The sequence below is a fragment of the Actinomadura logoneensis genome (assembly GCF_003428695.1).
In the GTDB taxonomy this organism is placed as follows: Bacteria; Actinomycetota; Actinomycetes; order Streptosporangiales; family Streptosporangiaceae; genus Spirillospora; species Spirillospora logoneensis.
In genome coordinates, this window is sequence record NZ_QURH01000258.1 from 1 (window position 1) to 10,701 (window position 10,701).

The window sequence follows — 10,701 nt, forward strand, 5'->3', positions numbered from 1 at the left end:
GGGCCCGACTGGCGCGCCTGGCCCGCCGGGCTGCGCGACGCCGACGGGCCCGCCGTGGCCGCGGCGGCGCGGCGGCTCGCGGCGCGGGTCGACTTCCACGCCTGGCTCCAGTGGCGGCTCGACGTGCAGCTCGGCGCCGCGCAGGCCGCCGCGCGCGGCGCCGGGATGACGATCGGGATCGTCCACGACCTGGCGGTCGGCGTCGCCCCCTCGAGCGCGGACGCCTGGATGTACCGGCCGCTGTTCGCGCCCGGCATGAGCGTCGGCGCGCCGCCGGACGCGTTCAACCAGCGCGGCCAGGACTGGGCGCAGCCGCCGTGGCATCCCGCGCGCCTCGCCGAGGCCGCCTACCTGCCGTTCCGCGGCATGGTCGCGGCGGCCCTGCGGCACGGCGGCGGCCTCCGGCTCGACCACGCGTTGCAGGTGTCGCGGCTGTGGTGGGTGCCGGACGGCGCGTCCCCGGCGGACGGCGCGTACGTCGCCTACGACCGCGACGCGATGCTGTCCGCGCTCACCTGGGAGGCCGCCCGCACCGGCGGCGTGGTCGTCGGCGAGGACCTCGGCACCGTCGAGCCCGGCCTGCGCGAGGACCTGGCCGCGCGCGGCGTGTACGGCACGTCCCTGCTCTGGTTCGAGCGGGACGGGGAGGGCCGTCCGAAACCGCCGGGGGAGTGGCGCGAGCTGTCCCTCGCGACGGTCGGGACGCACGACATGCCGCCGATCGCCGGGATGCTGCACGGCGACCACCTCACCCTGCGCGACCGCCTCGGCCTGCTGACCCGCCCGATCGAGGAGGAGCGCGACGAGCACCGCCGCACGCTGGCCGGCTGGCTCGGACTGCTCGCCGACGAAGGGCTGCTGGCGTCGTCCCCGGCGGCCGTCCTCGCCGCGCTCGACTCCGGCTCGTCCGCCCACGACGCCGAGGTCGCGCACGCCCTGCACGCCTTCCTGCGCCGCACCCCGGCCCGCCTGGCGGGCATCGCGCTCACCGACCTGGTGGGGGAGCGCCGCACCCAGAACCAGCCCGGCACGGTCGACGAGTACCCGAACTGGCGGGTGCCGCTCGCGGACGCGTCGGGACGGCCCGTCCTGCTGGACGACCTGGGGCCGCTGCGCCCGTGAGGGCTCAGGCGAGGGCGGTCAGGAGGCGGCGGGAGACCTCTTGCAGCAGGTCGTCGGGGGCGAGCTCGGTCGCCCCGATCGCCGAGAAGAGGCCGGGCAGGCCCGGCAGCGGGTAGCCGTCCGCCGCGTCGTTCTTGAACGCCTGCTCGCCCAGCGGATGGTGCCGCAGCGACGCGCGGGCGCGCGCCCACGCCGTCTGCACCTCCTCGGGCGACGGCACCCCGAACCCGTGCCCGACCGGGGCGGCGTGCCGCAGCCGCACCAGCGCGCTGTCGGCGAAGTCCGCGGCGAGGCGGCACCGGGCGGTGAGGTCGGCGCGGACCCCGGCGTCCATCCGGGACATCACGCTGCACGGCGTCCGGCAGCGCGCCGCGCAGTCGCCGAGCGCCCGCGCGACCTGGCTGTGCTGCCGGTCCAGGTAGGCGCGCCAGCCCGGCCCCGGCTCGTTCGCGACCCGCAGCGTCCGCTCGCACGCGGAGCGCTCGGGACGGGTGTGGTCGCAGTCGCGCTCCGAGCCCGGCTCGACCGGCACCCCGAACCGGCTGCCCGGTCCGGTCACCGACCGCCCGATCAGCGCCGGGTCGCCCGCGTGCCCGAGCACCGGCTCCCAGGCCAGCATCGGCGCGTACTCGGCGGCGATGTGCACGGCCGCGACCAGCGGCGCCATCTCCCGCCGCCGCCACCGGATGTCGATGACCTCCAGCAGCAGCCGGTACGCCGGACGCAGGCTCGCCAGCGCCCCGCGCGGCCGCTCCTTGGCCGTCTGGGGCATCCGGCTCGCTCGCGCGCGGTCGAGCAGGTCCCGCGGGACCTCCCCGGCCTCCTCCGGCATCCCGAAGTCCTCGGCGTCCAGGTCGAGCACCCGCTGCCCGAACGCGCACAGAGGCGCCACCGGCCCGTTCCCGCCCGTCGTCAGCGCCTCCAGATCCCCGAACGCATACCGCTCCGCCAACACCCTGAGCACGTCCCGCGCGGTCTCCACCCCGTCACTTTGCCATGTCGTTCACCCCGCCCAAGCCGTCCCCCGTCGGAAACCTCCGTCTCCGCCGCCCTTGCCGGGCCGCTTCCGCCGTGTCACCATCGGTCCATGATCAACCGAAAGGGGCTGAACGCCCCGGTGCGGTGACGCACCCCACGCCGCGCACGCGCGGCGCTTCCGAACCCGTGGACCTGGAACGCTGGCGGACGGCCGCCGCGCTCCGCGACGCATGGACCGCACGGGCGCTCTGCACCCTCCCCGCCGACCGTCCCGCCACCGAGGCCGCGATCAGCGAGCTCTACCGGCTCGTCGGCGTCTCCCCGCCCCGTTTCGTCTGGGTGGACTCCCCGGCGGGCGCTCTCGCCGCCGGCATCACCGGCAGGGCCCGCACCCGGATGCGGCACGCCGACTACGCGGGTGACCTGCCGGTGGCGTCCCGTCTCGCCTCCGAACTGGGGAACCTCCGCTCCGCCCTCGACCGGATCACCGGCCGCCCCTGGGAACCGCCGGCGTGGGGGCGGCCTCGGCAGACCACCCGCCGCTGGCGCACCGACGACCCCGAGGGGGCGCTGAGGGACGGCGTCCCCCTCGGCGAGCTGCTGGACGTCCTGGTCCGTGACCCGTTGCGCGAGTTCCTGCGGGACGCCCTTCTCACCCCGCTGCGCCTGGCCCTGACGGCGCTGGGCGGCGACGCGCTCGGACTGGCCTGGCGCGGCCAGCACGACGCGGCCTGGGTCGCGCACTACGACGTCTGGCGGCGGACGGGGCCGGCGTCCTACACCCCCGAGCTCGACCGTGAGCTCGACCTCTGGGCGACGCTCGCCCGGTCCTGCGGCTGGTGGTGGCCGCACGACGAGGTGTGCGTGGTCGCCGAACGCCCGACGTCCGTCCACCACGAGGACGGGCGGCTCCACAACCCCGACGGTCCCGCCGTCGCGTTCGCCGACGGATGGTGCGTCCACGCCCTGAAGGGATTCCGCGTCCCGGTATGGGTGCTCACCGACCCGACGCCGGAACGCGTCCGCGCCGAACCGAACGTCGAGGTCCGGCGCATCGCCATCGAGCGCATCGGCTGGGACGCCTACATCGGGCGAGCGCATCGGCTGGGACGCCTACATCGGGAGCGTGGGGATGGAGCTGGTCGCGACGGCCCCGGACCCCGGCAACCCCGGCTTCGACCTGCGCCTCTACGACCTGCCCGGCATGGTCTGGGGCGCGCCCGCCCGGCTCCTGCTCGCCGTCAACGGGTCGGTCGAACGGGACGGGACGCGCCGCCGCTACGGGCTGACCGTCCCGTCCGACCTGGCCGACCCGCTGGCGGCCGCTGCCTGGACCTACGACCTGACCCCCGACCAGTACGCCCGGCTCCAGCGCCGGACCTGAGATCTCACACGGTGATGCCCATGACCACCATGACCCTCGCCGACCTCACGCTCCGCTACGGGCACGACGTGCTCGACCACCTGGAGCGGGACGTCGCCATCCCCGTCCTGGACGGCCTCCAGGCCCAGGGCGACCTGATCGTCGTTCCGTTCGGAACGGCCACGGAGACCCTGGAGCACCAGCCCCGCTGGACCGAGGTCCCGGCCCAGGGGATCGAGGTGCTGCGCGGCGCGGCCGGCGGCAACCCGCACACTCTCGTCGCCGACCCGGGCACGTGCCGCTGGACGAGCGACCTGTACAGCCGTACCCGGATGGCGCTCGGCGTCTTCGAGGCGACCGCGCCCGTCTACCTGATGCACCCCGAGCACGGGGGCTCCGGCATCGCGCCCGGCACCTACGTGATCCGCCGCCAGCGCGAAGGCAGCGGCTCGAGCCGTCGGACGACCCTCTCAGCCGCGTCCCGCCTGGTGGCCGACTGACCACTCCCGCCGAAAAGGCCGCCCGGCGGGTGCCGGGCGGCCTTTCTCGTGCGGTGCGTCAGGAGGCGGTGGCGTCCTTGGCGCGGGCCTTGAGGGCGCGGGTGACGCCGTCGCGGCCCTCGGACAGGAGGCGGACGAGGGCGGACGGCGGGTTGTGCTCCGCGATGTACGCCTCGGTGCGGTCCACCGTGGACTGGTCGATCACCAGGAACGGGTAGCCGACCTCGGCGAACGTCTGGGACGTGTCGCTCGACCACTCCTTCCAGACGCGGCCGACCTCGGCGAAGTACTTGTCCACGTAGGGCAGCAGCAGGTCGGCCTGGTCGGGCTCGACGAAGCCGCCGATGGTGGCGCGGAAGACGGCGTTCGGGAGGGTCCCGGACGTGATCTTCTCCCAGGCGGCGGCCTTGGCCTCGGCGGTCGGGATCGCGGCGGCGCCGGCGGCGGCGTGCCGCTCGCCCGCCGCGGTCGGGTCGCGCTTCAGCTCCGCGTCCAGCTCGGCCTGGCCCGCCTCGCCCCTGACGACCAGGCGGCGCAGCAGGGTCCAGCGCAGCTCGGTGTCGACGGTCAGGCCGTCAAGGACCTCGGTGCCGTCGAGCAGGCCCCGGACGTAGGCCAGGTGCTCGGGCGAGGACGCGACGGCGGTGAACGCCTGGACGTAGGCGAGCTGGAAGTCCGAGCCGGGCGCGGCCTCGCGGGCCAGGTCGTACAGGGCGTCCGCCATCAGCCGCAGGCCCTCGGGGCGCCACGCCGGGTCGGCGTACTGCTGCAGGGCGGTGCGCGCCTGCCGCAGCAGGGTCTGGGTGACCATGATGTCGGTGACGCCGCGGATGCCGGACACGACGAGCCGGACGTAGTCGCGGGTGGCCATCTCGGCGTCGCGGGTCATGTCCCACGCGGCCGACCAGCACAGGGCGCGCGGCAGGCCGTCCTTGATGTCGCCGATGCCCTCGACCAGCGTCTTCAGCGAGTGGTCGTCGAGCCGGACCTTGGTGTAGGTCAGGTCGTCGTCGTTGACCAGGATGAGGTCGGGCCGCTTGTCGCCGACGAGCTCGGCCACCTCGGTGCGCGCGCCCACGACGTCCAGCTCGACCCGGCGGCGGCGGACGATGCCGTCCGGCGTCCGGTCGTACAGGCCGATCGCGAGGCGGTGCGAGCGCAGCGTCGGGTAGTCGGGCTTGGCCTCCTGCAGGACGGCGAACGAGGTGAAGTTCCCGTCCGCGTCGAGCTCGTACGCCGGGCGCATGGTGTTGACGCCGGCGGTCTCCAGCCACTCCTTCGACCAGGAGGTCAGCTCGCGGCCGGACGTCTGCTCCAGCGCGCCGAGCAGGTCGGTGAGGACGGTGTTGCCCCACGCGTGCCGGTCGAAGTAGTGCCGGACGCCCTCGAGGAAGTTGTCCCGCCCGACGTAGGCCACCAGCTGCTTCAGGACGCTCGCGCCCTTGGCGTAGGTGATCCCGTCGAAGTTGACCTCCACCGCCCGGATGTCGGGGATGTCGGCGGAGATCGGGTGCGTGGACGGGAGCTGGTCCTGCCGGTACGCCCACGCCTTCTCCAGGTTCGCGAACGTCGTCCAGGCGCTCTTCCACTTGGTGGCCTCGGCCTGGCACAGGACGCTCATGAACGTCGCGAACGACTCGTTCAGCCACAGGTCGTCCCACCAGCGCATGGTGACCAGGTCGCCGAACCACATGTGCGCCATCTCGTGCAGGATCGTCTCGGCGCGGCGCTCGTAGGCGGCGTCGGTGACCCGCGACCGGAAGACGTAGTCCTCCAGGAAGGTGACGCAGCCCGCGTTCTCCATCGCGCCCGCGTTGAACTCCGGCACGAACAGCTGGTCGTACTTGTTGAACGGGTAGGGGCGGCCGAAGACCTCCTCGAAGAACGCGAAGCCCTGCCGGGTCACGTCCACGATGGCGTCGCCGTCCAGGTGCTCGGCCAGCGAGGCGCGGCAGAACACGCCGAGCGGGATGACCGAGCCGTCCGCGCGCCGGTACTCGTCGCGGACGACGTGGTACGGGCCGGCGACCAGGGCGGTGATGTAGGTGGAGATCCGCGGCGTCCGCGCGAACCGCCGGACCCGGCCCTCGACCTTCTCGGGCGCCTCGTTGGACACGACCTCCCAGTCCTCGGGGGCGATGACCGTGAACTCGTGCTCGGCCTTGAGGTCCGGCTGGTCGAAGCAGGTGAACATGCGGTGCGCGTCGGCCGTCTCGAACTGCGTGTAGAGGTAGACGGACTGGTCGACCGGGTCGACGAAGCGGTGCAGGCCCTCGCCCGAGCGGGAGTAGGTGGCGTCCGCCACCACCTTCAGCTCGTTGTCGGCGGCGAGGTCGGGCAGCGGGATGCGGCCCTTCTCCGCGTCGTAGGACGCCGGGTCGAGCGCCCGGCCGTTCAGCGTCACCTCGTGCACGACCCCGCCGTGCAGGTCGACGAAGGTCGAGGCGCCCGGCTCGGCGCAGCCGAACCGGATCACGGTGGTGGAGCCGAACCGCTCGGCGCCGGTCGTCAGGTCGAGTTCCACCTCGTACGACTGGACGGTGAGCAGCCGCGCCCGTTCCCGCGCCTCTTCGCGCGTGAGGTTGCCTGCCACGTGTACTCCTTGCTCGTCAAAAAGCCTGTCCCCCCATGTCTACCAATGCGCGGGCCCCTTCGGCGTCGGTGGCGCCGTCCTGTGTCCGTCCGCGGTGTGTCCGTCCGCGGTGTGTCGGGACGCGCGTGCGCGGGGAATGTCGAAGGACGGGTCCGGGTTGGCGATGACGACTTGTGACCTGCCCTGAGGAGGCTGACGATGTCCCAGCGTGTCGACTTCTGGTTCGACCCCCTTTGCCCGTGGGCGTGGATCACGTCCCGGTGGATCCACGAGGTGGCCGAGCACCGCGACCTGGACGTCCACTGGCACGTGATGAGCCTGTCGGTCCTGAACGAGGACAAGGACGTCCCGCAGAAGTACAGGGACATGATCGAGCGCGGCTGGGGGCCGGTGCGGATCGCCGTCGCGGTCGAGCAGAAGGTCGGGCCCGAGGCGCTCGGCCGGCTCTACACCGAGCTCGGCACGCGGCGGCACAACGAGGGCCGCGAGTGGAGCGACGAGCTGTTCCGCGAGGCGCTGACGGCCGCGGGGCTCGACCCCGAGCTGGCCTCGGCCGCCGAGGACACGTCCCTGGACCCGGCCGTCCGCGCGTCCCACAAGGACGGCATCGACCGGGTCGGCCAGGAGGTCGGCACGCCGGTCATCGAGGTCGAGGGGCACGCGTTCTTCGGCCCGGTCGTCACCCCGATCCCGCGCGGTGAGCAGGCCCTGAAGCTCTTCGACGGGGTCGTGGCCGTGGCGTCGGTGGACGGCTTCTACGAGCTCAAGCGGACCCGCACCCGCGACCCGATCTTCGACTGATCCCCGCGGGCGGGGGAGCGCCCGGTCAGGCCGTGGTGCGCGCCGGCTCGTCGGCTTCGGCGAGCCCGGCGGACCAGCGCTCCTCCACCCGCCCGAGCTTCCAGTAGAGCAGCGCGCCCGCCCACAGGACGAGCAGCAGCCCGGTGACGACGAACCCGGCGATGTTCAGGTCGAGGTTCCCGATCCAGTCCCAGAAGCCGCCGCTCAGCCCGGCGCGGTCCTGGAGGACCTGGAGCAGCTCGGTGCCGCCGATCACGAACGCGAACACGACCGAGACGCCGGTCAGGGTGATGTTGTAGAAGACCTTGCGGACGGGGTTGGAGAACGCCCAGCCGTAGGCGAAGTTCATGAACGTGCCGTCGATGGTGTCCCAGAGGGACATGCCCGCGGCGAAGATGATCGGCAGGCACAGCGCCGCGTACCAGGGCAGTCCGGCGCCCGCCGCCGCGCTCCCGGCGAGGGCGAGCAGCGCGATCTCCGAGGCGGTGTCGAAGCCGAGCCCGAACAGGAAGCCGAGCGGGTACATCTGCCAGGGCCTGGTGATCAGCCGGGTGAAGCGGCCGAGGATGCGGTTCATGAAGCCGCGGTTGTTGAGCTGGTCCTCCAGCGCGGCCTCGTCGTACTCCCCGGCCTTCATCCTCCGGAAGACCTTGACGATCCCGACCAGGATCACCAGGTTGATCGTCGCGATCGCGGCCAGGAAGGTGCCCGAGACGGTCGGGCCGATCGTCCCGGTGATCTTGTGCAGGCCGGACTGCTCGTCGGAGATCCCGTTGGCCAGGGCCTTCACGCCGAGCCCGAGCAGGACGCACGAGACGAACACCACCGAGGAGTGCCCGAGCGAGAACCAGAAGCCGATGGACACCGGCCGCTTGCCCTCGTTCATCATCTTCCGGGTGGTGTTGTCGATGGCCGCGAGGTGGTCGGCGTCGAAGGCGTGCCGCATCCCGAGCGTGTAGGCGGTCAGGCCGACGCCGATGCCGAACAGCTTGCCGTCCCCGAGGCGGTAGTGGCCGGGCAGGACCAGCAGGAGCAGGATGCCCCAGCCGACGACGTGCAGGGCGAGGATGAAGGCCGCCATGCCGCCGAGCCGGCCCCACTCGCCCGCGCCCAGGGAGCGCCGCACCCCGGTGCCGGTCTCGCTCATCCGTCCGCCTTTCTCGCGTATGTGCTGCTCTGACCAAATCTACGCAGTTGCAAGGAAGTTGCAATACCCGCGAGGGGATCATTCCGCCCTTCCCGGACGGACGCGGTTGCCGGGGCTGTGACCTGGGCATTCACCGGGGATTCGGCTTGCCTCCCGATCTCCGCTGCAGCAGACTCGGCCCTCCTGGACGTGGCAACGGTTTTCATATCCGTTTGGGGGCATACGTGAAGGTAGCGTTCGTCGGCAAGGGCGGCAGCGGCAAGACGACCCTGGCCGCGCTGTTCGTCCGGCACCTCACCGCGAAGGGCCTGCCCGTCGTCGCGGTGGACGCCGACATCAACCAGCACCTGGCGGTCGCCCTCGGCCTGGACGAGGAGCGCGCGGCCAAGATCCCCGCGCTGGGCGACCGCCTCCCGGAGATCAGGACCCACCTGCGCGGCCGGAACTGGCGGATCTCCTCGCCGTCCGCCATGGTCAAGACCACCCCGCCCGGCTCCGGCTCGCGGCTGCTCGCGGTCGGCGGGAACGACCCCGTGCACGCGCTCGGCGAGGAGGTGGACGGCGCGGTCCTGCTGGTCACCGGCCCGTTCACCGACGCCGACCTCGGCGTCTCCTGCTACCACTCCAAGACCGGCGCCGTCGAGCTCTACCTCAACCACCTGGTGGACGGCCCCGGCGAGTACGTCGTCGTGGACATGACGGCGGGCGCGGACACCTTCGCTTCCGGCCTGTTCACCCGCTTCGACCTGATGTTCCTGGTGGCCGAGCCCACCCGCAAGGGCGTCGCCGTCCACCGCCAGTACAGGGAGTACGCCGCCGACCACGACGTCGCCATCACCGTCGTCGGCAACAAGATCCAGGGCGACGCCGACATCGCCTACCTGCGCGAGCAGGTCGGCGACGACCTCCTGACGTGGGTCAGCCAGTCGGCGGCCGTCCGCGCCCTGGAGCAGGGCCGGCACGGCGTGGAGCTGGAGTCGGCGAACGAGGCCGCGCTCGACTGGATGCTCGCCGCCGTGGACGCCCGCCGCAAGGACTGGGAGAAGTACCGCCGCCAGGCCGTGGAGTTCCACCTCAGGAACGCCCGCAGCCGCACCGACGCCGCCGCCGTCGCCGAACTGGAGCGCCAGATCGACCCGGACTTCCGCTACCCGACCTGAAGAGTCCACCCGAACCGCTGACGCGAGGAGCGGCGCTCCCTCGTCCGTGGCCGCCTGCCTGCCGGGGTGGTCCGCTTGTCGTGGCGGTCCGCCTGTCGGGGCGGTCCGCGGCTCGCTCGGCAGAGGGGCGGGTGCTCGCGGGGGCGGGCCTTGCCTCGCTGTTCGGAACGGCGGTGTGGAACGGCCGGAAAGAGCCTTCCGAACCGGGACGAAAGGGCTGCGGCGCCGCGGTGATCGGGACTACAGTGCGCGCCATGACCGTTCGGCGGATGCTCGTCGTGGCCGGGGGCGCGCTGCTGCCGACCGTCCTGTACGTGCTGGGGTTCACGAACCAGTGGGTCAACGAGGCCCTGATGGAGGCCCAGGCGGACATGGACCGCGGCCTGAGCCCCCTGGTCCTGGTCTCGCAGGTGCCGATCTGGCGGATCACCGGCCCCGGCGGCCGGATGAACGGCGGAGTCGGCGAACTGATCGTCGCGCAGGACGTCTCGACCTTCCTGTTCCTGCTGGTCCTCGGCCTCATCGTCTTCGCGGGCGCGCGGACGCTGCACGCCGGGCAGGGGCTGTTCCAGGCCCTGGTCCTGGGGTGGTGGGCCGCTCTCATGGCCGCCGGGCTCACCGGGTTCGTCCGCGGCTTCCTGTACGCCGACGTCTTCCACTACCCGAGCGGACAGGTCAGCCTCAGCGTCTGGCAGCAGGCCTACACGGGCTCCCAGTTCGGCCTGCTGTTCGGCTGGCTGCCCGGGGTGGGCGCCCTGGCGGCCGTCCTGCTCCTCCGGAACGTCCGTCCGTCGGCCCCTGTGCCTCCGGGCCGCCCCGCCGCCGTGCCTCCGGGGCCGCCCGTCGCCGTGCCTCCGCAGCAGATGGCGGGACACCCGCAGGCGTCGCCGGGACCCGGCAACCCCTACGCCTCCGGCGGCTACCCGCAGTGGGCCCCGAACGTCCCGCCGCAGCCGGGCCCCGAGCAGCCCCCGCCCGGCCCGGCCCCGGCCTCCGCGCCCGCCTCTGCTCCCGCGCCCGCCTCTGCTCCCGCGCCC

General features: G+C 73.1%; 7 protein-coding genes and 1 pseudogene. 5 read left to right on the forward strand and 3 right to left on the reverse strand.

Annotated features, from left to right (window positions below; genetic code table 11):
- A partial coding sequence (locus DZF91_RS15295; protein WP_147341162.1) for a 4-alpha-glucanotransferase occupies positions 1-1,122 on the forward strand: 1,122 nt, incomplete at its 5' end.
- A 4-nt stretch (positions 1,123-1,126) separates the two neighbouring features.
- Here the strand turns inward: DZF91_RS15295 and DZF91_RS15300 are convergent.
- On the reverse strand, positions 1,127-2,104 hold the full coding sequence (locus DZF91_RS15300) for a hypothetical protein (protein ID WP_117358144.1): 978 nt from the start codon (positions 2,102-2,104) through the stop codon (positions 1,127-1,129).
- Between the two features lie 140 nt (positions 2,105-2,244).
- Between DZF91_RS15300 and DZF91_RS42055 the strand changes: the two genes are divergently transcribed.
- Positions 2,245-3,963, forward strand: a complete 1,719-nt coding sequence (locus DZF91_RS42055; protein ID WP_235834311.1) for a DUF6745 domain-containing protein — start codon at positions 2,245-2,247, stop codon at positions 3,961-3,963.
- 58 nt (positions 3,964-4,021) lie between these two features.
- Here DZF91_RS42055 and pepN read toward each other — a convergent pair whose 3' ends face one another.
- Positions 4,022-6,556 (reverse strand): aminopeptidase N, encoded by a 2,535-nt coding sequence (gene pepN / locus DZF91_RS15315; protein ID WP_117358145.1) that lies wholly within the window; start codon positions 6,554-6,556, stop codon positions 4,022-4,024.
- 198 nt (positions 6,557-6,754) lie between these two features.
- Here pepN and DZF91_RS15320 point away from each other — a divergent pair, with 198 nt between their 5' ends.
- Positions 6,755-7,357, forward strand: a complete 603-nt coding sequence (locus DZF91_RS15320; protein ID WP_117358146.1) for a mycothiol-dependent nitroreductase Rv2466c family protein — start codon at positions 6,755-6,757, stop codon at positions 7,355-7,357.
- 25 nt (positions 7,358-7,382) lie between these two features.
- On the opposite strand, the gene nicT is transcribed toward DZF91_RS15320, so the two are convergent.
- Positions 7,383-8,504: a Nickel transporter NicT gene (gene nicT, locus DZF91_RS15325; protein WP_199486652.1), complete on the reverse strand. Its 1,122-nt coding sequence runs from the start codon at positions 8,502-8,504 to the stop codon at positions 7,383-7,385.
- 224 nt (positions 8,505-8,728) lie between these two features.
- Here nicT and DZF91_RS15330 point away from each other — a divergent pair, with 224 nt between their 5' ends.
- Positions 8,729-9,664: an ATP-binding protein gene (locus DZF91_RS15330; protein ID WP_117358147.1), complete on the forward strand. Its 936-nt coding sequence runs from the start codon at positions 8,729-8,731 to the stop codon at positions 9,662-9,664.
- Positions 9,665-9,918: 254 nt separating this feature from the next.
- Positions 9,919-10,701 (forward strand): annotated as a pseudogene (locus DZF91_RS39820) (hypothetical protein); the annotation flags it as partial.